Source organism: Bradyrhizobium sp. OK095 (genome assembly GCF_900109945.1).
Lineage (GTDB): Bacteria > Pseudomonadota > Alphaproteobacteria > Rhizobiales > Xanthobacteraceae > Bradyrhizobium.
Window position 1 is genome coordinate 68,093 of sequence record NZ_FOBX01000020.1, and the last position, 25,429, is coordinate 93,521.

At 64.6% G+C, this 25,429-nt stretch carries 21 protein-coding genes; 12 read left to right on the forward strand and 9 right to left on the reverse strand.

Annotation, left to right across the window (positions count from 1 at the left end):
- Positions 1–51: 51 nt before the first annotated feature.
- The gene (locus BMW89_RS34750) at positions 52–477 is read right to left on the reverse strand and encodes a DUF5413 family protein (RefSeq protein ID WP_092034849.1); all 426 of its coding nucleotides are present in this window, start codon (positions 475–477) and stop codon (positions 52–54) included.
- A gap of 162 nt (positions 478–639) precedes the next feature.
- Here BMW89_RS34750 and BMW89_RS34755 point away from each other — a divergent pair, with 162 nt between their 5' ends.
- Complete coding sequence (locus BMW89_RS34755; protein ID WP_092034850.1) at positions 640–885, forward strand: hypothetical protein; 246 nt, start codon at positions 640–642, stop codon at positions 883–885.
- A gap of 282 nt (positions 886–1,167) precedes the next feature.
- Positions 1,168–1,443 (forward strand): hypothetical protein, encoded by a 276-nt coding sequence (locus tag BMW89_RS34760; protein ID WP_502686413.1) that lies wholly within the window; start codon positions 1,168–1,170, stop codon positions 1,441–1,443.
- Positions 1,444–1,504: 61 nt separating this feature from the next.
- Here the strand turns inward: BMW89_RS34760 and BMW89_RS34765 are convergent, their stop codons facing one another.
- From BMW89_RS34765 to BMW89_RS34785, 5 genes are all read right to left on the reverse strand, one after another.
- Positions 1,505–3,181: a hypothetical protein gene (locus tag BMW89_RS34765; protein WP_092034852.1), complete on the reverse strand. Its 1,677-nt coding sequence runs from the start codon at positions 3,179–3,181 to the stop codon at positions 1,505–1,507.
- 37 nt (positions 3,182–3,218) lie between these two features.
- Complete coding sequence (locus BMW89_RS34770) at positions 3,219–4,511, reverse strand: adenylosuccinate synthase (RefSeq protein WP_092034853.1); 1,293 nt, start codon at positions 4,509–4,511, stop codon at positions 3,219–3,221.
- A gap of 253 nt (positions 4,512–4,764) precedes the next feature.
- Entirely contained in the window at positions 4,765–5,448 is a 684-nt protein-coding gene (locus BMW89_RS34775; RefSeq protein ID WP_092034854.1) for an ABC transporter ATP-binding protein, read from the reverse strand.
- On the reverse strand, positions 5,441–6,667 hold the full coding sequence (locus BMW89_RS34780; RefSeq protein ID WP_092034855.1) for an ABC transporter permease: 1,227 nt from the start codon (positions 6,665–6,667) through the stop codon (positions 5,441–5,443). The genes BMW89_RS34775 and BMW89_RS34780 overlap by 8 nt, the downstream gene beginning before the upstream one ends.
- Positions 6,664–7,929 carry an efflux RND transporter periplasmic adaptor subunit gene (locus BMW89_RS34785; RefSeq protein WP_092034856.1) on the reverse strand — a complete coding sequence of 422 codons (1,266 nt, stop codon included), beginning with the start codon at positions 7,927–7,929 and terminating at the stop codon, positions 6,664–6,666. Before BMW89_RS34785 ends, BMW89_RS34780 begins: the two co-directional genes overlap by 4 nt.
- A gap of 241 nt (positions 7,930–8,170) precedes the next feature.
- Between BMW89_RS34785 and mgtA the strand changes: the two genes are divergently transcribed.
- Together mgtA and BMW89_RS34795 are read left to right on the forward strand one after the other, a co-directional pair.
- Positions 8,171–10,627, forward strand: a complete 2,457-nt coding sequence (mgtA, locus tag BMW89_RS34790) for a magnesium-translocating P-type ATPase (RefSeq protein WP_092034857.1) — start codon at positions 8,171–8,173, stop codon at positions 10,625–10,627.
- Between the two features lie 156 nt (positions 10,628–10,783).
- Positions 10,784–11,716: a DMT family transporter gene (locus BMW89_RS34795; protein ID WP_092034858.1), complete on the forward strand. Its 933-nt coding sequence runs from the start codon at positions 10,784–10,786 to the stop codon at positions 11,714–11,716.
- Positions 11,717–11,723: 7 nt separating this feature from the next.
- Here BMW89_RS34795 and BMW89_RS34800 read toward each other — a convergent pair whose 3' ends face one another.
- Positions 11,724–12,113, reverse strand: coding sequence for a DUF1330 domain-containing protein (locus tag BMW89_RS34800; protein ID WP_177196539.1), 390 nt, complete (start codon positions 12,111–12,113; stop codon positions 11,724–11,726).
- 105 nt (positions 12,114–12,218) lie between these two features.
- Here BMW89_RS34800 and BMW89_RS34805 point away from each other — a divergent pair, with 105 nt between their 5' ends.
- Together BMW89_RS34805 and BMW89_RS34810 are read left to right on the forward strand one after the other, a co-directional pair.
- Positions 12,219–13,154: a DMT family transporter gene (locus BMW89_RS34805; protein ID WP_177196540.1), complete on the forward strand. Its 936-nt coding sequence runs from the start codon at positions 12,219–12,221 to the stop codon at positions 13,152–13,154.
- A gap of 231 nt (positions 13,155–13,385) precedes the next feature.
- Entirely contained in the window at positions 13,386–14,363 is a 978-nt protein-coding gene (locus tag BMW89_RS34810) for a Bug family tripartite tricarboxylate transporter substrate binding protein (protein WP_092034861.1), read from the forward strand.
- A gap of 134 nt (positions 14,364–14,497) precedes the next feature.
- Here the strand turns inward: BMW89_RS34810 and BMW89_RS34815 are convergent, their stop codons facing one another.
- Positions 14,498–16,183 (reverse strand): methyl-accepting chemotaxis protein, encoded by a 1,686-nt coding sequence (locus BMW89_RS34815; protein ID WP_092034862.1) that lies wholly within the window; start codon positions 16,181–16,183, stop codon positions 14,498–14,500.
- An 83-nt stretch (positions 16,184–16,266) separates the two neighbouring features.
- Positions 16,267–17,952, reverse strand: coding sequence for a methyl-accepting chemotaxis protein (locus BMW89_RS34820; protein WP_092034863.1), 1,686 nt, complete (start codon positions 17,950–17,952; stop codon positions 16,267–16,269).
- Between the two features lie 263 nt (positions 17,953–18,215).
- On the opposite strand from BMW89_RS34820, the gene BMW89_RS34825 reads away from it, so the two are divergent.
- The 6 genes from BMW89_RS34825 to BMW89_RS34850 all read left to right on the forward strand — a co-directional run bounded on the left by BMW89_RS34825 (position 18,216) and on the right by BMW89_RS34850 (position 25,205).
- Entirely contained in the window at positions 18,216–19,259 is a 1,044-nt protein-coding gene (locus BMW89_RS34825; RefSeq protein ID WP_092034864.1) for a C-terminal binding protein, read from the forward strand.
- Positions 19,260–19,346: 87 nt separating this feature from the next.
- A complete protein-coding gene (locus tag BMW89_RS34830) occupies positions 19,347–20,690 on the forward strand; it encodes an ABC transporter substrate-binding protein (protein ID WP_092034865.1) in 1,344 nt (447 codons plus the stop codon).
- 124 nt (positions 20,691–20,814) lie between these two features.
- On the forward strand, positions 20,815–21,771 hold the full coding sequence (locus BMW89_RS34835; protein ID WP_092034866.1) for a carbohydrate ABC transporter permease: 957 nt from the start codon (positions 20,815–20,817) through the stop codon (positions 21,769–21,771).
- Positions 21,764–22,660 (forward strand): carbohydrate ABC transporter permease, encoded by an 897-nt coding sequence (locus BMW89_RS34840; protein WP_092034867.1) that lies wholly within the window; start codon positions 21,764–21,766, stop codon positions 22,658–22,660. Before BMW89_RS34835 ends, BMW89_RS34840 begins: the two co-directional genes overlap by 8 nt.
- Before the next feature lie 129 nt (positions 22,661–22,789).
- Positions 22,790–23,758: an MBL fold metallo-hydrolase gene (locus tag BMW89_RS34845; protein ID WP_092034868.1), complete on the forward strand. Its 969-nt coding sequence runs from the start codon at positions 22,790–22,792 to the stop codon at positions 23,756–23,758.
- A 91-nt stretch (positions 23,759–23,849) separates the two neighbouring features.
- Positions 23,850–25,205 carry an esterase-like activity of phytase family protein gene (locus BMW89_RS34850; protein ID WP_092034869.1) on the forward strand — a complete coding sequence of 452 codons (1,356 nt, stop codon included), beginning with the start codon at positions 23,850–23,852 and terminating at the stop codon, positions 25,203–25,205.
- Positions 25,206–25,429 lie beyond the last annotated feature (224 nt).

Sequence of the window (25,429 nt, forward strand, 5' to 3'; positions counted from 1 at the left end):
AAACGCGCCAAAATGGCGGAGGTTGCAGCGCTGCGCCCGAACGTCGCGCGATCAGGTCGAGGCCGCCGCGGCTTGCGGCTCCTCGATATATCTATGCACGAACCAGGACGAAATCACCGCCGGCACGAAGCCGACGAGGCCATACAGGATGAACTGCACCGCGCCCGAATCCGGCCCGCGCGAGCTGTAGGTCAGCGACGCCAGGACGAAGGCGAACAGCCCGACCAGCAGCATCCGCAAGCCCGGGCCGACCCGCCTGACATGCATCAGGATGTCGTCGACCGCGCCGATCATGAGCGACGGCAGGAAGCCGAACAGATAGCTGTATTGCAGGGTCTTGAAGAACACTGCGAATAGCTTGCCGACCTCGCCGAGGTTGGTCTGGGCCCAATAGCCGGACTGATAGGTCGTCGTCAGCAGCAGCAGGAACCCGCCGACGAACGGCCCGACCAGCGCAAACACCAGATAGCGTTTCATCAAAAGCCCTCACATATCGGCCCTTTTATAGCAGCGCGGCAGGAAGCTTGGATAGCGGGGTTCCCAGCCGCCGGCCGTCCGGAGGGCGGGAACAAGTGGCAAGGCGACGCGTTTTGACAGGACTTTGAAATTCGTACCCGTCATTAAATTGGAGTCGTGTCGATGTTCCGCAAATCCGTGCTCTCCGCGACGCTCGTCCTGGCAACCCTGACCGGCGCGTCGATGACGCCGGTTCTCGCGCAAGGCCATATGGGAACGTCGCAGGAGCAGAATGCCTGTTCGCGGGACGCCTCACGTTTCTGCCGTAAGGATCTCGGCAATGACGGTGCGGTGCAAGGCTGCCTGCAAGCCAACCGCGCAAAACTGTCGAGGTCTTGCAGCAAGGTGTTCGAGAGCCATGGTGTGTAAGATCGGCATGTAAGATCGGCATATGAGTGCGGAGGCGTATTGTGCGTGACGTAGGCGCAACAATTGCGAATTCATTCGCGCCGCCCATTGCAGCGCTTTGACAATGGCGCATACTTCACTCGGGCGGCGCAGCACTTTTCGATTCGAACATCATGAAATCGAGCGACCACATGCGGGACCAATGGTCCCGGCGTGAAGGCTGAGACATGCGGCAAATCAAGCCGCGTGCGGCGCCCCAAAACCAAGTGGCTCAAGCCAACGGAACTCGGGGACGCATTCTTCATGACACGCTGCAAGACCATCACAACTCTCTTCGCCCTCGCCACCACCGCCATCGCACTCCAGACATCGCCCAGCCTCGCCTTCTCGTCCGAAGCGCAGCAGATGTGCTCGGGTGATGCGATGCGGCTGTGCTCCAGTGAAATCCCCGACATCCCCCGGATCAGGGCCTGCATGGTGCAGAAGAAGGCGCAGGTCAGCCCCGGCTGCCGCGCCGTCATGGACCGCGAGGCGGCCGCCGCAACGGCGCCGCGCAAGCGGGAAGCGGCTGCGCAGTAGCGCCTATCTGGATGTCATTCCAGGCTCGCGCTCCGGACTGACGATAAGGGCTAGTGTCGCCCTAATCGCCCCACTGCGCGAAGGCGTCGTTGAAGGCGCGTTCGCCGGGGGCGCCCTTCTCGATCGCGATGATGGCGCGGCGCTGGTTGGTGTAGACCATCGGCATGTCGAACCACGAGCGCTCTTTCAGCAACTGGATGTTGCGGGAGCGATCGGCGTCGACATTCGACAATCCGACCAGGAAGAGGGTCGAGATGCCGGTCGGACCCTTCAGCGGATCCGTCACCTTCGAATCCGTGACCTTCACGGCATATCCTGCAAGCGGCGTACCGCGGGCCTGCTCGTTCGACTTCATCAGGACGCCCGGCACATTGGCGATGCCGCCGCCCGCGAAATCCGTGGGAACGGTGAAGTTCAATTCGATGGTGTGGCTCGCCGGCAGCGATGCATCGGTGTTGCGCACGAACGACATCGTCATCTTGAACTTTCGGTCGGGAATCTCGATGTCGGCGCGCACGGCGACGTCGGCCTTCTGGGTGCCCGAGGCCTTGATCGGCTCGAGCCGCCACACCACCGAGCCGACATATTGCTTGCCCTTCGGATCGGCCGGATCCTCGTCATAGAGCACGACCTTCTGCGCCACCGGCGCGACCGGCTGGTCGCTCGCCGAGGGCTGGCCGACGCGATCGGGGATCTTCGGCTTGCTCTGCGGCTGCGATGGATCTTTCGGCGCCTCCGCCACCTGGGTCGGTGAGGACTTGAACAAGCCGCTCACGGTCTGGACCAACGACCTGCCCCAGAGGATGCCGGCGCCAACCAGAATCAGCACGATGCCGACGGCAATCGCGCTCTTGAACGGGAAGATCGAGCCGCTGCGCTTGGGCTTCCTGGCATTGCGGTCGAGGACTGGAATGTGCGGGCGCCCCGACGGCGGCCGCGGCGCATAGCGCTCGGCCTCCTCGATCGACTCGTCATAGGAATAGGGCGCCTCGCCCTCGCCAACGCGATTTTCCAGGCTCGGCTCCAGCCGGTCGAATTCCGGCGAGGGCGAGGGTACGTTGGCATAGGTGCGGCGCGCGGCGCGGTTGGCCTGCGCGGCGGCGCCGCCGAGATCGTTGGCATCGGCCGTGATGTCGCGGAAGCCGCGCACACCCGGGGCCGACGGCAATGCCGGCGCCGGTCCGACGTCCGCCGGACGGCGCGGAGCTGCGCGATCGCGTCCGGCCGGCGGTGGAGCCGGAGGCTCCGGCATCGGCGGCGCGGACGGACCGGGCGCGGACGGACCGGGTTGGCGGGACCCGTCGAAACGCGGCGCGCGCGGCGGACGCTGGGCATCGCCCTGGTCATCGACGTTGAAGGACGGGCGGTCGGCGCGCGGCGGCGGCGGCGCCGGACGGGTCCGGGGCGGACCAGGTGGGGCGGCAGCCGGGTTGCCCTCGGCGGCACGGGTGCTGGCCCTGCGGAACGCATCGCCGCTGCCACTGGGGCGAGCACCACCACCGGGACGCGAGGCGTCGCGGGCGCGCTGGGCGGCTTCCGATTCAACCTTGCGGACGGCCTCTTCCAGCGACAGCCGTTCGCGGGTGATCTCGGATTCGGAGAGCGGCGGCTGAACGCTGCGAAGCTGCGCGATCAGCGCCGTACGCGCCCGTTCATAGAGCGCGCGACGGCTTTCGCCGGGAGCGTTGGGGTCCAGGGCGGCAATAGCGCGGGCGATCAGCGGATAGTAATCAGCCATTTCTACTCAATGATACGCGCGTCCCGGTAAGACATCGTTAAGCCTCAAACGGATTTTGCACCAGGATAGTATCCTCGCGTTCGGGGCTGGTGGAAAGCAGCGCCACCGGGCACCCCACCAATTCCTCGATCCGGCGGACATATTTGATGGCCTGGGCCGGCAATTGGGCCCACGACCGGGCGTTGGCCGTCGGCTCCTTCCAGCCCTCGATGGTCTCGTAGATCGGCTCGACCCGGGCCTGAGCGCCCTCGCCGGCCGGGAAATAATCGATCTCCTTGCCGTCGAGCTTGTAGCCGACACAGACCTCGATCGAATCGAAGCCGTCGAGAATGTCGAGCTTGGTCAGCGCCAAACCGGTGATGCCGCAGGTGCGGACGGTCTGTCTTACCAGCACGGCATCGAACCAGCCGCAGCGGCGCTTGCGTCCGGTATTGACCCCGAACTCGCGTCCGCGGCGGCCGATCTCTTCGCCGATCTCGTTCAGCAGCTCGGTCGGGAACGGACCCTGGCCGACCCGGGTCGTGTAGGCCTTGCAGATGCCGAGCACATAGCCGACCGCGCCCGGACCCATGCCGGTGCCGGTCGCCGCCTGCGCTGCCACCGTGTTGGACGAGGTGACGTAGGGATAGGTGCCGTGGTCGACGTCGAGCAACGCGCCCTGCGCGCCTTCGAACAGGATGCGCTTGCCGGCGCGACGCTCCTGATCGAGCAGACGCCACACGGTCTCGGCATAGGGCAGCAGCTGCGGCGCGAACGCGGTCAGTTCGGCCAGAATCTCCTTGCCGTCGAACTCCGGAAGGTTGAGGCCGCGGCGCAACGCGTTGTGATGCGCCAGCAGCCGGTCGATCTTGTGCGGGAGCGTGTCGAGGTCGGCGAGGTCCATCAGCCGAATGGCGCGGCGGCCGACCTTGTCTTCGTAAGCCGGCCCGATGCCGCGACGGGTGGTGCCGATCGCGGTCGCCGAGTTGGACGATTCGCGAAGCGCGTCGAGCTCGCGATGCAGCGGCAGGATCAGCGTGACGTTTTCGGCAACGCGCAGATTGTCCGGGCTGATAGCAACGCCCTGGCCCTTGAGTTTGGCGACCTCGTCGAGGAAGGCCTGCGGATCGAACACCACGCCGTTGCCGATCACGGCGAGCTTCGATGGCCGCAGCACGCCCGAAGGCAACAGCGCGAGCTTGTAGGTCTCGCCGTTGATGACCAGCGTGTGGCCGGCGTTATGGCCGCCCTGAAAGCGTGCGACGATGTCCGCCTGCTCCGACAACCAGTCGACGATCTTGCCCTTCCCTTCGTCGCCCCATTGGGCGCCGACGACGACAACGTTGGCCATTCGCGGGTAATCCCTTCGAAGATTTTTCTTTAGTGCGCATGATCCTACCGGAAAACCGGTACCCACTTTTCCGGGATCATGCCTGCGCCCAGCCCAATTCACGGCCGGGGCCGCTCGCACGCAAGGCAGCCAACCGGATAAAGGAAGCAGCCCCTCTAGGCAAGCAAGAACGGGGCTTTTTCGAGGCTCAGCGGGCGCTTCAAGCCCTTGATATCCCCTAAAAATCCGGCTCGTTTGGCGCCGCTTATGCGCTTCAGGCCCGGATGCGACCGTCGACCACTTCGATGATGCGGTCGCAGCGCCGCGCCAGGTCCATGTTGTGGGTGACCAGCAGGAAGCTCGTGCCGCTGTCGCGGTTGACCTGCCGCATCAGGTCGAACACGGCATCCGCCGACTTGGTGTCGAGATTGCCGGTTGGCTCGTCGGCCAGCACGAGATCCGGGCTCATGGCGAGCGCGCGCGCCACAGCCACCCGCTGCTGCTGGCCGCCCGACATGTTGTTGGCGAGGTTGCCGGCGAATTTTTCCAGCCCCACCTGGGCCAGCAGCCGGTCCGCCCGCGCCTCGAGGTCCGCACCGGGAAAACCGCGGTCGACCAGCATCGGCATCATGACATTCTCCCGCGCCGTAAAGGCCGAGATCAAGAGATGATACTGGAACACGAATCCGATCGTGTGGCCGCGCAGGCGGGTGATCTCGGCGTCGTCGAGCGCGGCCGTATCCTGTCCCTTGATCAGAAGACGGCCCGAAGTCGGCCGGTCGAGCAGGCCGACGATGTTGAGCAGCGTGCTCTTGCCAGAACCCGACGGCCCGATGAGTGCCAGGAACTCGCCATGGTCGAGCTTGAGGTCGATGTCGTGCAGTACTTCGGTCTCGGTCGGGAGGCCGACATTGTAGGCCTTGCACACACGCTCGAGCTTCAGGATCTCGCTAGCCACGGATTGCCACCACCGGATCGAGTTTCGCAGCCCGCACCGCTGGCGCCATCGCTGCCAGGATGCCTGTGACGGTGGCAAGCAGTGCCGTGTAGACGAACAGCGACCGCTCCAGGATCAGCGGGAATAATTCAGTGCCGTCGGCCTGGCGCGCCACCGAGTGCCAATAGACCAGTGCGAACGCGCCCATCGCCGCGCCCAGCAGCGAGCCGACGAAGCCGAGCAGCCCGCCCTGCAACAGGAACACGCGCAGGATCTGGCCGCGCGAGCTGCCCATCGCGCGCAGGATGCCGATGTCCTTGGAGCGCTGGATCACCGAAACCACCAGCACCGCCGCGATGCCGAAGGCAACGGAGAGACCGACGAACAGGCGGATCAGGGTGTTGGTGTTCTGCTGGGCCTGCACTGCGGTGAAGAACTGCGCGTTGGTCTTGATCCAGCTGTCGGCCTCGACCACGTTGGCCGCCTGGATGCGCTGGGCGATCTCTTCGGCCGCATAGATGTCGGTGACCGTCATGTCGATGGTGGTGACGCCCCCGATCATGCCGAGCAGCGACTGCGCGGTGCGCAGCGCCGCATAACTGACGCGCTGGTTGACGCTCTTGTTGCCGAGGTCGACGAGGCCGGAGACCGTGAGCACGCGGGTCGCGCCCGACGCCGCGCGAACGTTGAGCTTGTCGCCGACGGTGGCGCCCAGATCCTTGGCGAGCTCGATGCCGATGATGATGTCCTCGCTGGTCAAGCGAGGCTCGCCGGCGACGATATAGTCGGGGACCTTGACGATCTTGAAATAGGAGTCCGGCTCGATGCCCGTCAGGTTCACGGAGCGGCTGGCATCGCCGCGCACCGCGAGCACCGAACCCAGGATCGTCGGCGACACCGCAATGACTTCCGGCATTGCCAGCATCTGGTTCCTGATCTTCGGCCATTGATCGATCGAGATCACACGCTGGCTCGGACGCTGCACCACCGCATCCTCGATCTCGCTTGCGCCGTTGCGCAAGGGACGCGCGACCTGGTCAGGCGATAGCAGCTGGATCTGCGGCTGCGAGGTCAGCACGCGCTTGATGAAGTTGGCCTGCAGTCCCGCAAGCATCGCCGACATGAAAACGATGACGCCGACGCCGATCGAAATCCCGCCGATGATGAAAATCGTCTGCAGGCGGCCTTCGCGCAGGAAGCGCACCGCCGCGGTCCATTCGAACGGCAGCCAGCGGTTCATTGCAGGACGGGCCGAATGCGCTGGCCGGTCAGAACGCCGGAACTCTGCGGGATCGCGACGTCGCCGGCGGCAAGGCCCTCGACGATCTCGACATGGCTGTTGCCGTGCAGGCCGACCCCAACCGGGCGCTTGATGGCGCGGCCGTCCTTGAGGCCGATCACCCAGGGCTGGCCAGAGAGGATATCGTGCACCGAACGCGTCGGCAGCACCAGGGCGCCGTCCTTTGCCGCGACCTCGACATCGACCGAGACCGTCATGTCCTGGCGCAGATAGTCGGGCGGATCGGCCACCGTCAGCTTGACCTCGACCGAGGCGCGGGAAATGTCGATGCCGGGATTGATATAGCTGATCACGGCGGCAAAACGCCGGTCGGGATAGGCGTCCGCGGACGCGAGCGCCGTCTGCCCAAGCGCGATCTTGCCGAGATTGCGCTCGTCGATCTGCAACACCAGTTGCAGCTCGCCAGTCGGCGCGAGCACCAGCAGCGCCTTGCCCGGCTGCACCACCGTGCCGCGCTCGACGCTGCGCGTGATCAAGACGCCGTCGCGGGGGGCCGCGATCGTGGCATAGCCGAGCCGGGAGTCTGCGGTGTCGAGATTGGCGCGCGCCTGGTTGAGCAGGGTCTGCGCCATGACGTAGTCGCTGCCGCCGGCGCTCGCGGTATACACCTGAAACTCGGCCGATCGCATCTGGGCGCGCGCGACGTCGAGCGTCTTCTGGGCATCATCGAGCGCAGCGCGCGTCGCATATCCGTTGTGTTCAAGCTGCGCGGTGCGGTCGTAAGTCTGCTGGGCGTTGAGCGACGTCGCCTTGGCCTGGGTCAGGGCCTCCCTGGCCGATGGCAGCGTCAATTCCTCGAGCTGCCTGATCCGCGCCTCGGACTGCGCAACGGCGCCTTGCGCCTGCACCCGGCTCGCTTTCAACTCACGCGATTCCAGCGAGATCAGGGGCTGGCCCTTGGTGACCTTCTCGCCTTGCTGCACCAGCACCTCCTCCACCGTGCCGGTGAGCTGGCTGCCGATCTCGACCCGATAGGGCGTCTCGACATGACCGCTTGCCACCACAGTCTCGGCCAGGTGCCCGGTCTTGACCTGGTCGACCACGACCGCGGGCCCGAGGATCAGCCGCGTGCCCTGCCAGACGCCGAGTCCGAGCAGAACGATGACCGCGAGGATGAACCATTTATGACTGAGAAATCCCGTCCACAGCGCCGCCGACGTGAACCCACTCCTGCGCGGCAGGACCATTGCTTGCTCGACCATGACCACGCCATGCGAATCGCGCCGGATTTGCCGGCGGATCCGTCGTCCTCTTGATTTTGGTTGCGGGCCGGCAACAGCCGGGGTTGATTGGCCGCGAAGCTAGCGCGCCGTCGCGATTCCAAATTGCGGTAGGTCAACAGGTTACGCCGAATTTAGCGGCATTTGCGCCCGACAAGACGCCTTCAAACGGGAGCATCGCTTGCCGAAAAATCCAACGCGCGCCGACGACCATTTTTGGCGTATGTCACCGGCCGAGCTGTGCGGCCAGCTTGGCTGCTCCCCGCAGGGCCTGACTGCGGCCGAAGCCGCCGAACGCCTCGACCGTTTCGGGCCGAACAGCGACGCGCCGCCGCGGATCGAAGGAGCGGCGCGCGCGATCCTGCGCCGGCTGCTGGAGCCGCTGTCGCTGATCCTGCTGGTCGCCGGCATCGTCTCGATGCTGACCGGCGACGACATCGGCGGGCTCATCATCGTGCTGATTCTCGCACTTTCGATCGGGCTCGACACCGTCCAGGAAGGCCATGCGGTTCGTGCCGCGGAAATCCTCCGCCGCTCTGTCGCGCTCAAGGCCGAGGTCGGGCGCGACGGCGCCTTCCGCGAGATCGAGGTGGACAAGGTCGTTCCCGGCGATCTCCTGCGCGTCCGCGCCGGCGACATCATCCCCGCGGACGCACTCGTGCTGGAGAGCACCGCCTTTACCGCGGGCGAAGCGGCACTCACCGGCGAGCCCTATCCGGTACAGAAGCGTGCCGGCGCCGCCAGCGATCCTGACGACACGTCGAATGCGCTGTTCCGCGGTGCCGTGGCGCAGACCGGCGAGGCGATCGCGCTGGTCGTCAGGACCGGCCGCGACACCGTGTTCGGCGCGGCGGCCTCCGCGCTGGCCGAGACGCAGGCGCCCTCCCCGTTCGAGCGCGATTTGCGCGAATTCGGCCTCGTGGTCGCACGCGCGACGCTCGCGCTGGTGCTGGTCGTGCTCACCGTCCGCGTCGTGTTCGGCCGCGAGGTGCTCGATTCGCTGCTGTTCGCGGTCGCGCTCGCGGTTGGGCTGACGCCGGAGCTGCTGCCGATGATCACCACGGTGACGCTGTCGCGCGGCGCGTTGCGCATGGCGGGCCGCAAGGTGATCGTGAAGCGCCTCGCCGCGATCCACGATCTCGGCGCCATGACGGTGCTGTGCACGGACAAGACGGGTACGCTGACCTCGGCCGAGATCACCCTCGCCCGGAGCATCAATGCCGAGGGCAAGGACGATTCCCGCGCCGCGCAGCTCGGTGCCATCGCAGCCTCGCTCGGCGGCGACCGCGGTGCGCTCGATGCCGCGCTCGTCGCCGGCCGGCCGGACGCAGCAGAAGGCTGGACGCTGGCCGGGCGGCAGGCGTTCGACTTCTCGCGCCGGCTGGGATCGGTGCTCGCGACCGGCCCGGAAGGCGAGCTGCTCATCGTCAAGGGCGCGCCGGAAACCGTGCTCCCATTGTGCACGATGGACGAGAGCGCACGCAGCGCTGCGCTGGCACGCGTGCGTGAGCTCGCCGGCGATGGCCTGCGCACCATCGCAATTGCCTCGCGGGCGTGGAATGGCACGCTGCGCGAGGTCGAGACGGATGACGAGACCGATCTCGTCTTCGAAGGTTTCTGCGCCTTCGCCGATCCGCCGAAGCCGACCGCCGCGGCCGCCATTGCGCGGCTCGCCGCAAGCGGCATCAGCCTGAAGATCCTGTCGGGCGACGACCCTGTCGTGGTGAAGCGGCTTGCGAGCCTGGTCGGGCTGAACCCTGAGCGCGTGCTGTCGGGCGCGGACATTGCCGAACTCAGCGACGATGCGCTCGTCGTGCAGGTGCGCTCCGCCGATGCATTCGGACGGCTCGCGCCGGACCAGAAGTCGCGCATCGTGAAGGCGCTTCAGGCGGGCGGCGAGGTGGTCGGTTTCCTCGGCGACGGCATCAACGACGCACCGGCCCTGAAAGTGGCGGACGTCGGACTATCGGTCGACGGCGCAACCGGCGTGGCGCAGGCCGCGGCCGACATGATCCTGCTTGCTTCCGATCTCGAAGTCGTGGCCGACGGCGTCGAGGAAGGACGGCGCACCTTCGCCAACATCCTCAAATACGTCCGCATGGGCGCAAGCTCGAATTTCGGCAACATGCTGTCGATGGCGGCCGCCTCGCTCGCGCTGCCGTTCCTGCCGATGCTGCCGACGCAGATCCTGCTCAACAATCTGCTCTACGATCTCTCCGAGCTCGGCATTCCCTTCGACCGCGTCTCGGCACAGGCAACGTCGCAGCCGCAGGTGTGGAGCATGTCGCGCCTGGTGCGTTTCGCCGCGATCATGGGGCTGCTGTCGTCGGTGTTCGACGCGCTGACCTTCGTCGCGCTGCTGTATCTGTTCAAGGCCTCGCCGGCTGAATTCCGCACCGCCTGGTTCGTCGAATCGATGGCGACGCAGATTCTCGTGATCTTCATCATCCGCACCAACGGACGTCCCTGGCGCAACTGGCCCGATCCCGCGCTCGCGGTGTCCTCGCTGACCGCGCTGGTGGTCGCGATGGTACTGCCGTTCACGCCGCTCGGAGCCTGGTTCGGCTTCGTCGCGCCGCCGCCGATCGTGCTGGCCGCCATCGCGCTGCTCGTCGTCGTCTATCTCGCCTGCGCCGAACTCTTGAAACCGCTTGCGATCCGCAGCGGACGGAAGGATTGAGGGTTCCGGCCGTATCGCCCGCGCATGGAGGCGATGCGCCTCGCCCCATTGATATCAGGCGGATTTCCGTGTCTCTGGGCGGCGCCGGGCTATCAGCCGGCCCTGATATCGCAGGGCCGGGGCCTTGGCGCATGACGCGGGGCCATAACAATCACAATGTCCGCCACCGGCCAGACCACGAGCACCGATACATCCGGTCACAACTGGATCGCCAACCAGCCTTATCTGCTGCTCTGCATCACCGCGCTGTGCTGGGCCGGCAACGCCATCGTCGGACGGCTCGCCGCCGGCCACATCCCGCCGGTCACGCTGTCGTTCCTGCGCTGGACTTTCGCCTTCCTGTTGGTGCTGCCGTTCGCCTGGAAGCATCTTGCCCAGGACTGGCCCGCGATCCGCAGCAAGCTCGGCCTGATGATCACACTGTCGATCATCGGCATCGGCGCCTTCAACACGCTGCAATACTGGGCGCTGGAACATACGCAGGCGCTGAACACGCTGCTGCTGCAGTCGGCCGCGCCGCTGATCGTGGCGCTGTGGTCGCTGGCCATTCTCGGCATCCGGCTCACCACCGCACAGGCATTCGGCGTGCTGTTGTCGATGTGCGGCGTGCTGACGATCCTGCTGCATGGCGATTTCACCACGCTGTCGAACATCGAGTTCAACAAGGGCGACCTCATCTTCATCGTCGCGCTGATCTTTTTCGCGCTGTATTCGGTACTGAGCCTGAAACGCCCGCCGATGCACGGCCTGTCGTTCCTCGCCTTCACCTTCGGCGCCGGCGCGGCCTGCCTCATCCCGCTGGAGATCTGGGAGCTGTATGCGCGCCCGGTGATGAAGTTTGATGTGCCGAACCTGCTCACTTTATTCTATGTCGCGGTGTTCCCGTCCACGCTCGCCTATCTCTGCTTCAATCGCGGCGTGCGCCTGATCGGCGCCAATCGCGCCGCGCCGTTCTTCCACGTGGTGCCGGTGTTCGGCTCGATCATGGCGATGGTGTTCCTGGGTGAAAACCCGCAAGCCTTCCACTTCATCGGTTTTGCGCTGGTGCTGTCGGGCGTGTTCGCAGCGTCAAGGAAGCAGGCGACGTGAGCAAACGTCAGCCGATCCTGAACTTGCTGTACGCCTCGCTCGTCGCAATGATCACATGTTCGGCGCAGCCGTTGACGCGATGTGGATCGGCTTCACGCTCGTAGGACTCTGACGTCATCATGTCGAGAAAAGCCGCAACATTGGGGTAATAGACCAGCGCGACGAAATCCCAGTCGTTGCCGTCGTGCGGGCCGAGCGCAACGGTCTTGGCCTCGCCGGTCCAGAGCAGCGTGCCGCCGCGTGCCCTGATCATGGGCACTGTGATCGAACTGTAACGCAGATAAGCGTCCCACCCGGAGCCATCGCCGTCACGCGAGCGATCGTAAAAGCGCATCAGGTTCAGCATCACCACCGGCGCCTGCTGGTCGAGCTGCTCCAGGCCCTCGATGTTCAACATATTAACCGCCAATGGCACCTCCTCTGGTCGAGCCTGCATTGTAGCATTGCGGCGGCGTGACTTGTGTCACGACGGCAATCCGGCGCAAGGTCGTATGTGACGCCAATGACGATTGCTCCGCCCGCGCCGAAGGCCTCGAATCCGGCCAGCTGGCTCAACAACCAGCCTTATCTGCTGCTCAGCCTGAGCTCGCTGTTCTGGGCGGCCAACATCGTGCTCGCGCGCCATGTCGGCGCGCATGTGCCGCCGCTGACGGTGACCACGATCCGCTGGTTCGGCGTGTTCCTGATCCTGCTGCCGTTCTCCTGGCCGCATCTGAAACGCGACTGGCCGGCTCTGCGCAAAAGCCTGCCCTTGATGCTGTTCCTGTCGCTGGTCGGCTTCGCCTTCAACAACGCGGTCTCGTACTGGGCGCTGCAATACACGGAGGCGCTGAATGCGCTGCTGATCCAGTCGGCCGGGCCGCTGTTCGTGGCGTTGTGGTCGCTGGTGCTGTTCGGCGTGCGGCTGACGGGCGGACAGCTCGCCGGCATCGGGATCTCGCTTCTCGGCGTGCTGATCATCATCCTGCGCGGCGATCTCGCGACGCTCGCGAGCATCAGCTTCAACAGGGGCGACATCATGTTCGGCTCCTCGCTGGTGGCGTTCGGAATCTACTCCGCCTTCATTCCGCGGCGGCCAAAGGTTCATCAGCTCTCCTTTCTCTCCTTCACCACCTGCTGTGGCGGGATCATGCTGCTGCCCACCGCAATCTGGGAAGCGTGGAGCGGCAAAGTCCTGCAATTCGACACGGTGACGCTGGCAACGCTGGCCTACATCCTGATCTTCCCCTCGACGCTCGCCTATCTCTTCTTCAACCGCGGCGTGGCGTTGATCGGTCCGAACCGGGCCGCACCGTTCTTCCATCTGGTGCCGGTGTTCGGCTCGGCGATGGCGATCCTGCTGCTCGGCGAAAAGCTCCAGCCGTTTCATTTGATCGGCTACGCGCTGGTGCTCGCCGGCGTCGTGATCGCCTCGCGCCGGGGCGCTGCGGCGAAGTAATTCCGCGGCGCGGACGCGAGATCTCGTGTCCCGGACAAGATGCATCGCCGAGCCGGGACCCAGATTGCCGCAAGCGTGGGCCCCGGCTCTACAGCGCACCGCTGCACCGGACGATGCTTCGCATCGCCGGGCGAGCGCTGCGCTGCGTCCGGGGCACGAAACTCCCGCCTTCCGATTTTAGCGAAGAGAAGCTAGGTTCCCCGCCAACGAAAAAGAGGGAACGACCAACACATGCTGTCATCACTGATCCGCGCCCTGCGCACCGCCGGCGCGGCCGCGCTTTGCCTTGCCGCCGCATCCGCCGCGCAAGCCGACAATTGGCCGAGCCGCAACATCACGCTGGTGCTGCCGTTTGCGGCCGGGAGCGGCACCGACACCACGACGCGGCTGATCTCGCATCATTTGTCGCAGGCGCTCGGCGTCGGCATCGTGATCGAGAACAAGGCCGGCGCCAACGGCATGATCGCGGCGACCTATGTCGCGCGCTCGGCGCCCGACGGCTACACGCTGCTGGTGACGACCAACACCACGCATTCGGCCAACCCCTATCTGCTCAAGAGCCTGACCTACGATCCCGTCAAGGATTTCACTCCGATCGCGCGCACCGGCGATCTGCCCTTCATGCTGGTGATCCATCCCGAAGTGCCGGCCAAGACCGTCGGCGAGCTGGTCGCCTATGGCAAGGCCAATCCGGGCAAGCTCAGCTACGCCTCGGGCTCGTCCTCGGCGATCGTGTCGGGGGCGACCTTCGCGCACAATGCCGGGCTCGACCTCCTGCACGTGCCCTACAAGAGCTCGCCGCCGGCGCTTAACGACGTCATGGGCGGCCGCGTCTCGATGATGTTCGTGGACATCCTGACCGGCCTGCCGCATGTGCAGGGCAACGCGCTCCGCGCGCTCGCCGTCACCACCAAGGACCGCACGCCGGTGGTGCCGAACCTGCCCTCGATGCAGGAGGCCGGCGTGCCTGATTTCGACATCTCGTCCTGGCAGGGCTATTTCGGCCCGGCCGGCATGCCGAAGGACATCGTGACGCGGCTCAACGCCGAAATCCGCAAGATCGTCGAGAAGCCGGAGATCAAGGCCCAGCTCGCCACGCTCGGCATGGACGCGTTTTCCGGCACGCCGGAGGAGCTCGGCAAATTCGTGAACGAGCAGTTGGTGCTGTGGGAGCGGCTGATCCGCGACGCGGGGATCGAGAAGCAGTAAGGCAATCTCGTGTCCCGGACGCGGCGCGGCATGAAATGACGCCACGCAGAGCCGGGACCCAGCTGTGGGCCCCGGTTCAGCAGCGCATCACTTGCGTGCTGCGCTGCGCCCGGGGCACGAGACCTGATACTGGCTTACGCCGCGCGGACCTTGGCGAGGAAGCCGTCGACCGCGCTGCGCAGCGCGCCGGACTGGCTGTCCAGCTCGCGGGCGTTGGTGAGCACGTCGCTGGCCGCCGTGCCGGTCGCTTCCGCGGCCGAGGTGACGCTGCCGATATTGGCGTTGATCTCGCTCGAGCCGGCGGCGACCGACTGGATGTTACGGGCGATCTCGCGGGTGGCCTCGCCCTGCTGCTCGATCGACGAGGAAATGCCCGCCGTGATCTCGCTCATTTCCGCAATGGTTCGGGTAATGCCGCCGATCGCCGCGACCGCATCGCTGGTCGAGGTCTGCATCGCCGCGACCTGGGCGGAGATTTCCTCGGTGGCCTTGGCGGTCTGGTTGGCGAGCGCCTTGACCTCGGAGGCGACAACGGCGAAGCCGCGGCCGGATTCGCCGGCACGCGCCGCCTCGATGGTGGCGTTGAGTGCGAGCAGATTGGTCTGTGCCGCGATCGAATGAATGAGCTTGACCACCTCGCCGATCTTCTCGGCGCCGGTGGAGAGCTCCTGCACCGTGGCGTTGGTGCGCTCGGCGTCGCTGACGGCACGGCTTGCAACTTCGGTCGAGCGCGTCACCTGGCGGGAGATTTCCGCAACCGAGCTCGACAGCTCTTCGGCGGCGGCAGCAACCGTGCCGACATTGCCGGACGCCCTCGACGAGGCTGCACCGACGGTGGCGGCGCGCGAGCTGGCGTCGCTGGCGGTCGCGGTCATCGACTGCGCCGTGGCCTGCATGCCCGTCGCGGCCGAGGAGACCGAGCGGACGATGCCGTTGACGCTGCGTTCGAAGTCGCTGGCGATACCCTCCATTGCACTGCGACGTTCCGCTGCGGCACGATCCTTGGCATCGGCCTCAGTCTTCTCGAGGCCGCGGATACGGACCGAATTGTCCTTGAAGATCTGGACGGTCGAAGCCATCGCGCCGACCTCGTCGCCGCGGCCGACGCCGGGGATGTCGCCCTCGAGCTTGCCGTCGGCGAGATCCTTCATGCGGGTGCCGAGCAGCGCCAGCGGACGGCTGATGCCGCGACCGATCATCCAGGCGACGCCGCCGGCGACGATGACGATGGCAAGCATGGCGAAGCCGAGCGACCAGTAGACCGGGCCCATCTTGGCGTCGATGTCGTCGATATAGCCGCCTGTGCCGAGATACATGTCGAAGCCGGGGACGGCAGCCGCATAGCCGACCTTGCGGATCGGCTTTTCCTGGCCCGGTTTCATGAACTCATAATACAACAGCATCGAGCCATTGGCCTTGACGCCGTCCATCCATTCCCTGGAGAGATTGCGGCCGTTGGTCAGAGAGTCCATGCGGTTCTGGCCGATCTGCTTCGGATCGGGCGAAAGCTGCGTGATGCCGTCATAGGACGTGCCGAACAGGTAGCCGGAACCGTTGTCGTAGGTCATCGCATTGCCATAGCGGCGGAACTCGGCCATGGCCGCGTCCTTCGTCATCTCGCCGGCATCGACGCGCTTCTTCAGATTGCCCGCGAAACTGCGGGCCACGTCCACGATGGACTTGGTCTGGTCGATGCGCGCGTTGATCATTTCGCGCTTCATCAAATATCCGGCGAGAACCCCGGAGATGCACAGGCCGAACAAGGTGACGCCGACAAGGATGCCGAGCTTGGGCGCGATCTTCATATTGCTCAACTTCACGATGGGCTCCTCAAATAGCGACTGGAAAGGTGGGCGGCGCTGACGCGCCTTTTTTGCCCACCCTACGAATTCAGCATTCAGACCTACGCCGCGCGCACCTTGGCGAGGAAGCCGTCGACCGCGCTGCGCAGCGCGCCGGACTGGTTGTCCAGCTCGCGGGCGTTGGTGAGCACATCAGTTGCCGCCGTGCCGGTCGCTTCCGCGGCCGACGTGACGCTGCCGATATTGGCGTTGATCTCGTTTGAACCGGCCGCAACCGACTGAATGTTGCGGGCGATCTCGCGGGTGGCCTCGCCCTGCTGCTCGATCGATGAGGAGATGCCCGCGGTGATCTCGCTCATCTCGGCGATGGTCCGGGTGATGCCGCTGATGGCCGTGACCGCGTCGCTGGTCGAGGTCTGCATTGCCGCAACCTGGGCCGAGATTTCCTCGGTGGCCTTGGCGGTCTGGTTGGCGAGCGCCTTGACCTCGGAGGCGACCACGGCGAAGCCGCGGCCGGATTCACCGGCGCGGGCCGCCTCGATGGTGGCGTTGAGCGCCAGCAGATTGGTCTGTGCCGCGATCGAGTGGATCAGCTTGACGACCTCGCCGATCTTCTCGGCGCCGGTCGAGAGCGCCTGCACGGTGGCATTGGTGCGTTCGGCATCGCTGACCGCGCGGCTCGCCACTTCGGTCGAACGCGTGACCTGGCGAGAGATTTCCGTAACCGAGCTCGACAGCTCCTCGGCGGCGGCAGCGACCGTGCCGACATTGCCGGAGGCCCTCGACGAGGCAGCACCGACGGTCGCCGCACGCGAGCTGGCGTCGCTGGCGGTCGCGGTCATCGACTGCGCCGTGGCCTGCATGCCCGTCGCGGCCGAGGAGACCGAGCGGACGATGCCGTTGACGCTGCGCTCGAAGTCGTTGGCGATGTCCTCCATCGCACTGCGACGATCCGCCGCGGCGCGCTCCTTCGCGACAGCCTCGGTCTTTTCGAGATCGCGAATGCGGACAGCATTGTCCTTGAAGATCTGGACGGTCGAAGCCATCGCGCCGACCTCATCGCCGCGGCCGACGCCGGGGATGTCGCCTTCGAGCTTGCCGTCGGCGAGATCCTTCATGCGGGTGCCGAGCAGCGCCAGCGGACGGCTGATGCTGCGGCCGATCATCCAGGCAACGCTGCCGGCGACGATGACGATGCCGAGCATGGCGAAGCCGAGCAGCCAGTAGACCGGGCCCATCTTCTGGTCGATGTCGGTGAGGTAGGCGCCGGTGCCGATATACATGTCGAAGCCGGGCACCGCGACGGCATAGCCGATCTTGCTGATCGGCGTTTCCTGGCCGGGCTTCACGTAGTCATAGTAGAGCAGGATCGAACCGTTGGCCTTGACGCCGTCCATCAGCTCGACGGATAGCTTGCGGCCGTTGGTCACGACATCCATGCGGTTGGCGCCGATCTGCTTCGGATCGGGCGCGAGCTGCGTGATGCCGTCATAGGACGTGCCGAACAGATAGCCCGAGCCGTTGTCGTAGGTCATCGCATTGCCGTAGCGGCGAAGATCGGCCATCGCCGCATCCTTCGTCAGCTCGCCGGCATCGACGCGCTTCTTCAGCGCGGCCGCATAGTTGCGTCCCAGGTCGACGATCGACTTGGTCTGGTCAATGCGTGCATTCACCATCTCGCGCTTCATCAGATAGCCGGCGAGAACTCCGGAGATGCACAGGCCGAACAGAGTGACGCCGACAAGAATGCCCAGCTTGGGGGCGATCTTCAGATTGCTCAACATCACGGGATGGCTCCGGCAAAAAAAGGGATACGGGCACGCGAGTGAATCGTTCGAAATTAAATCAACTTTTAGTGTGAGACCCCTTAGCAACCTGTTACGGGGGACTCCGTAGAAGCCCGGTAGAAACGTCCGAACCGCCGAACAAATCGCCGCAACGACAACCGACGATTGTACGCACACGCATCGATTTCGCGTAAAAGACGCAAAGGCCCGCCAAGAAGGCCGGGCCCGCAACAAGAACCGACAAACCAAATCGGGAGCAGGAAATGCCGAAATACAGGGTGGTGACGCCGAAGGGCGCGAGCTTCACGGTCGCGGGCAGCGATTATTCCTACGAGCGCGAGGCGCTCGATCCGATCGATGCCGAGATCGTCGAGGCGCCGGCCAACGAGGCGGAGTTCATCGCCGCCGCCAAGAATGCCGACGCGATCTACGCCAAGGGCATCCCGATCTCCAAGACCATCATCGACGCGTTGGAGAGCTGCAAGGTCATCACGCTCGGCTCGGTCGGCGTCGACAGTGTCGATGTGAAGGCCGCGACCGCGCGCGGCATTCCCGTCACCAACATCCCCGACACCTTCATCGAGGAGGTCGCCGACCACGCCATGATGCTGCTGCTTGCCGGCTTCCGCCGCCTGGTCGAGCAGGACAAGATGGTGCGCACGGGACGCTGGGCCGAAGGCCGGCCGGCGCTGCTGAAAGTCCCGCGGCTGATGGGCCAGACGCTCGGCTTCGTCTCGTTCGGCCGCGTCGCGCGTGCCGTTGCGAAGCGCGCCGCACCGTTCGGCCTGCGCATGATGGCCTATGATCCCTTCATCCAGGAAACGCTGATGTCCGACCACGGCGTCATCCCGGCGACGCTGAACGAGGTGCTGTCGCAATCCGACTTCGTCTCGATGCACGCGCCTGCAAGGCCCGAAGTACATCACATGCTCACCGAGAAGCATTTTCGGCAGATGAAAAAGAGCGCGGTGTTCATCAATACCGGCCGCGGCGCCACCGTGGACGAGGAAAGCCTGATCAAGGCGCTGCAAGAGGGCTGGATCGCGCACGCCGCCCTCGACGTGCTGGAGAAGGAGCCGCCCTCGCACAACAATCCCATCCTCAGCATGGAGAACGTGACCCTGACCGCCCATGTCGCCTCGGCCTCGGCACGGTTCGACGAGGCGCGCAAGCGCCGGGTGGGCTACGAATTGTCACTGGTGCTTCAGGGCATGTGGCCGGTAAGCTGCGTCAATCCGTCGGTGCTGCAAGACACCGCGCTCCGCCGCTGGCAACCCGTCAGCATGGACCGCGGCCCGAACAGCTAGGCGGCCGGCGCAAGACGCGCCGAGATACCGAAACGGCCCTTCACCGGCGATCAACGCCGGGAAGGGAGACATCATAGGGAGGAACTGATGAGGAACGACATCACACGTCGTGATGCCTTGGTGCTGGGCCTGTCCGCTACGGCGCTCGCCGCCACCGGTGTTGCAGCGCACGCTCAATCCGCGATCAAGGCCGCGGACGTCCCGGCCCCGAAACTACCGATCGAGAAAGGCGCGACGCTCCGCATGCTGCGGCCGGTGCGCTTCGTCCAGGCCGACGAAGACGTCTTCCGCGCCAATGCGGCAAAATTCACCAAGGAAACCGGGGTCGAGGTCAAGGTCGACTTCGTCGGCTGGGAGGACATCAACCAGCAGACGGCGGTCACCGCCAATTCCGGCGCCGGCCCCGACATCATCATCGGCTTCTCCGATGCGCCGCACATCTATATCGACAAGCTGATCGAGCTGACCGACGTCGCCGACTATGTCGGCAAGCGTTATGGCGGCTGGCTGCCGCTGGCGCAGCGTTACGGCAAGAAGAACAAGAGCGACGCCTGGATCGGACTGCCGTTCGGCGCCACCGCGGGTCCGCTGATCTACCGCAAATCGATCCTGCAATCGGTCGGCTTCGACAAGGTACCGGAAGACCATGCCGGTATCCTCGACCTCTGCCAGAAGCTGCAGAAGGCCGGCAAGCCGGCCGGCTTCGCACTCGGCAACGCCAAGGGCGACGGCAATGGCTTTGCGAGCTGGGCGCTGTGGTCGCACAACGCCGCCCTGCTCGATGAAGAAGGCAACGTCGTCATCAACAGCAAGGAGACGATCGCCGCGCTGAACTGGGTCAAGCAGCTCTACCCGACCTTCATCGCCGGCACGACCTCGTGGAACGACGTCAGCAACAACCGCGCCTACGCCGCGCAGGAAATCGCGCTGACCGCCAACGGCGTCTCGCTGTATTTCTCGCTGAAGAACGATCCGGCGACCAAGGCGATTGCTGACGACAGCGAGCATCAGCTGCTGCCGAAGGGCGTCGCCAAGGTCTCGCCGATGGCGGGCCTGACGCTGAACGCCATGGTGTTCAAGCACAGCCAGTATCCCAATGCCGCAAAGGCCTTCCTGCAATACATGCTGGAAAAGGATCAGTACGAGCCGTGGCTCAACGCCAACTCCGGCTACTGGGCCCAGCCGCTGGCGGCTTACGCCGAGGCCGCGGTGTGGTCGCAGGATCCCAAGGTGAAGCTGTTCAAGGACACCATGAACAGCACCTATTATGACGGCTATGCGGGCCCGATCTCGACCGCGACAGGCGCCGTCAGCGCCGACTACGTGCTGATCCAGATGTTCGCGTCCGTTGCGACCGGCTCTGCGACGCCGGAAGCGGCGGCCGCGGAAGCCGAGCAGCGCAGCAAGCGGTATTTCCGGCGGCAGAAGTAAGATCGTCATTGCGAGGAGCGAAACGACGAAGCAATCCAGACTGTAACTGCGGAGACAGACTGGATTGCTTCGCTTCGCTCGCAATGACGAGTGTGGTGACTTTCACAGACAGGACAACAAACTGATGTCCGTAACCACGCTTTCGTCCCCTGTACCAGTACACCGGCAGCAGTCCTGGCTGGTCCGGCTGTTCGACTACAAGCCGTTCCTGGTCGTGATGTGCCTTGCGCCTGCGATCGGGCTGCTCGGGGTGTTCCTGACTTATCCGCTCGGCCTCGGCATCTGGCTCGCCTTCACCGACACCACCATCGGCCGCAAGGGCGTCTTCGTCGGCCTGGAGAATTTCCAGTACCTGCTGACCGACTCCCTGTGGTGGAACGCGGTGTTCTACAGCGTGGTCTATACCGGGATTGCGACCTTCGGAAAATTCGCGCTCGGTTTCTGGCTGGCGCTGCTGCTCAACAACCATTTTCCGTTCAAGAGCCTGCTGCGCGCGATCATCCTGCTGCCGTGGATCGTGCCGACGGTGCTGTCGGCGCTGGCGTTCTGGTGGATCTACGATCCGCAATTCTCGATCATCTCCTATCTGCTGGTCGACGTTCTGCATTGGCGCACGAGCAATGTCGACTTCCTCGGCACGCCCTGGCCGGCGCGATTCTCGCTGATCGCCGCCAACATCTGGCGCGGCATCCCTTTCGTCGCGATCTCGCTGCTGGCGGGCTTGCAGACCATCTCGCCCTCGCTCTACGAAGCCGCGATGCTGGATGGGGCCAGCGCCTGGCAGCGCTTCCGCTACATCACTTTCCCGATGATGATGCCGATCCTCGCCATCGTCATGACCTTCTCGATCATCTTCACTTTCACCGACTTCCAGCTGGTCTATGCCATCACCCGTGGCGGTCCCGGCAACTCGACTCATCTGCTGGCGACGCTGGCCTTCCAGCGCGGCATTGCCGGCGGCGAGCTCGGCGAAGGTGCGGCGATTGCGGTGTCGATGATCCCGTTCCTGGTGTTCGCGACGCTGTTTTCCTATTTCGGCCTGGCGCGCCGCAAATGGCAGCAGGGAGAGAGCAATGACTGACACCGTCGCGCAAGCTGTCGCCGACGCCAAAGCGGCGCCCGACACCATGGCCTGGGATTCCGGGCTGCGGCGGCTGATGATGATCTACCTGCCGCTCGGCTGCTTCGTTTTGATCCTGCTGTTTCCGTTCTACTGGATGGCGATCACGTCGTTCAAGCCGAACGCGGAGCTGATGAATTACAAGGAGCACAACCCGTTCTGGATCACATCGCCGACGCTGGCGCATATCAAGCATCTGTTGTTCGATACCGCTTATCCGCGCTGGCTGTGGACGACGATGCTGGTCGCGATCGGCTCGACCACGCTGTCACTGATCGCGAGCACGCTGGCCGCCTACGCCATCGAGCGCCTGCGCTTCCGCGGTAGTCCCTATGTCGGCCTCGGCATCTATATGGCCTATCTCGTGCCGCCGTCGATCCTGTTCATTCCGCTGGCGACCGTCGTGGTGCAGTTCGGCCTGTTCGACTCGCCGTTGGCGCTGATTTTGGTTTATCCGACCTTCCTGGTGCCGTTCTGCACCTGGCTGTTGATCGGCTATTTCAAGTCGATCCCCTACGAGCTCGAGGAATGCGCGCTGGTTGATGGCGCCACGCGCCTCCAGATCCTGCGCCGGATCACGCTGCCGCTGGCGGTGCCCGGCCTGATCTCGGCCGGCATCTTCTCCTTCACACTGTCCTGGAACGAGTTTATCTATGCGCTCGCCTTCATCCAGAGCGGCGCCAACAAGACCGTGCCGGTCGCGATCCTGACCGAGCTCGTCACCGGCGACGTCTACCAATGGGGTGCACTGATGGCGGGATCGCTGCTCGGCTCGCTGCCGGTTGCGATCTTCTACTCGCTGTTCGTGGACTATTACGTGTCCTCGCTGACAGGCGCGGTGAAGGAATAACAGTTTCGTGCGATCACGGTGGATCGTGCACTCCTGATAGACCCCGTGCGTCCTTGGTCCCACCTTGCCGCACCAACGGCGGGGCGACTGTTTGTGCCATCGATACCCGCTCCAGAAAGCGAGAATCGCATGGGATCGCCCAAACTCCCCTCATTGTCCCGACGAGGCTTTTGCCTGTGCTGCGTCGGCGGCGCGTTTGCTGCCACTGCGGGCTGGCTCTCACCGAGGCAGGCCTACGCAGAGGCGCGCGGCCTCGTCAGCCTGATCAAGGACAGCGCGGCGATGTCACCGATCAAAACCTACAAGCTGCGCAACAATATCAGCGTGCTCGAAGGATCCGGCGGCAACATTGCCGTTCTCACCGGACCGGACGGCAAGGTTCTCATCGATGCCGGAATCGGCGTCTCGCGCCCCCAGCTCAGCAAGGCGCTCGCCGAGCTCGGCAGCGAGCCGATCACGCATCTCGTCAATACGCACTGGCATTTCGACCATGCCGACGGCAATGAATGGCTGCACGCGGCAGGCGCGAAAATCATCGCCCACGAAAACACCCGCAAGCATCTCGCCGGCATCCAGCGGGTCGAAGACTGGGACTACAATTTCCTGCCCCCGCCAGCAGACGCATTGCCCGCCGAGGTTTTCACCGAAGACCGCGGCCTGAAGCTCAACGGCGCGTCGGTGGCCCTGAGACATTACGGGCCCGCGCATACCGACAGCGATATTTCGGTGATGTTCACTGAAGCCAACGTAATTCATGTCGGCGACACGTTCTGGAACGGCATCTATCCCTTCATCGATTATTCGACCGGCGGCAGCATCGACGGCATGATCTCGGCGTCCGACGCCAATCTGGCCGTGGCCAAGAGCGACACCATCATCATTCCCGGCCACGGCAAGCCCGTCAGCAACAAGGCCGAGCTTCAGGGATTCCGCGACATGCTGGTCGCCATCCGCGACAATGTCGGCAATCTCAAGAAGCAGGGAAAAACGCGGGACGAAGCGGTGGCCGCCAAGCCTACCGCTGCGTTCGACGCGAAATTTGGCCAATTCGTCATCGATCCCGGCTTTTTCACCAGGCTGGTCTATGAAGGTGTGTGAGACGCCGCGTGCGGCTGCGGCGTTTGGCCCGATTTCACAAAACTGCAACATGCGATCCGCATAAGACGGCCTCCGCTAACAGGAGACGCACATGCGCGCGACTTTTCTCAGCACCGTCGCAACGATCATTCTCACCGCGAGCACGGCGCTCGCCCAGAGCGAAGGCGAATTCCCGGCCAAGCTCGCCGGCCACGTGGTGATGCCGGCCGCGACCTTCATCGACGCGCCGGCCGACGCCCCCGCCGATCTCAAGACCTCGGGCAAATACACCACCGGCAAGCGCGTCGATGCGCTCGGCACCGTGATGGGCAAGTCCTTTGAGCGCCCGACCGGCGTCTCGCTGCCGTTCAAGGGCCAGCCGCTGCAGGGCCATTCCGGCATCAAGCACATGCCCGACGGCAGCTACTGGGTCATCACCGACAACGGCATGGGCGCGCGCGCCAACTCGCCGGATTCGATGCTGTATCTGAACCGCTACAAGATGGATTGGGCGAACGGCAAGATCGAGCGCCAGGAGACCATCTTCCTGCACGATCCCGACAAGAAGGTGCCGTTCCGCATCGTCCATGAGGACACCGAGAGGCGCTACCTCACCGGCTCGGATTTCGACACCGAGGGTTTCCAGATCATCGGCGACACCTTCTGGATCGGCGACGAGTTCGGCCCCTACATCCTGAAGGCCGACAAGACCGGGAAAATCCTGGCCGTGTTCGAGACCATCGCTGACGGCAAGCCGGTGCGCTCGCCCGACCATTGGGCGGTGGGAACGCCGGGCGCTCCGGGCGCGACCTACACCAACGTCAACCTCCGCCGCTCCAAGGGCTTTGAGGGCTTTGCGTCCTCCAAGGACGGCAAATTCCTCTACGGCCTGCTCGAAGGACCGCTGTGGGATGCGGACAAGAAGGATTGGGAGCGGGTCGACGGCAAGGAAGCCTCCCGCATCCTCGAATTCGACGTCGCTGCGGAAAAATTCACTGGCCGCTACTGGCAGTATGTGTTCGAGCAGAACGGCAACGCCATCGGCGACTTCAACATGATCGATCCGGCCTCCGGCCTCATCATCGAGCGCGACAACGGCGAAGGCACCGCAGACAAGGCCTGCCCGCAAGGCACCCGCGGCGAAAACTGCTTCCCTGATGTGGCCAAGTTCAAGCGCGTCTACAAGATCGAGCTGACCGACGCCAATGTCGGCAAGCCCGTCCGTAAGATCGGCTATATCGACCTGTTGAAGATCCAGGACCCCGACAAGAAGGCGCGCAAAGCCCTCAATGACGGCGTCTACACCTTCCCGTTCTTCACCATCGAGAACGTCGATCGCGTCGACGATACCCACATCATCGTCGGCAACGACAACAATTTGCCGTTCTCGTCCAGCCGCGATCCCAACAAGGCCGACGACAACGAGTTCATGCTGCTCGACGTCGCGGACTTTCTGAAGGCGAAGTGAGCGACGCTCTCTCCTCTCCCTCTCCCCGTTCTTACGGGGAGAGGGCTGGGGTGAGGGGCTCTATCCTCGAAGACGGTGAGAGTGCGACTCGCGGAGACAGCCCCTCACCCCACCCTCTCCCCGTAAGAACGCAGGGCTGTCCGGGGAATGATTCACTATGCCGCGGAGCATGCCCGGTTTAACCGGCATGAAGCCGGTACTTTCTGGTTGTCGAGACTCAGAAA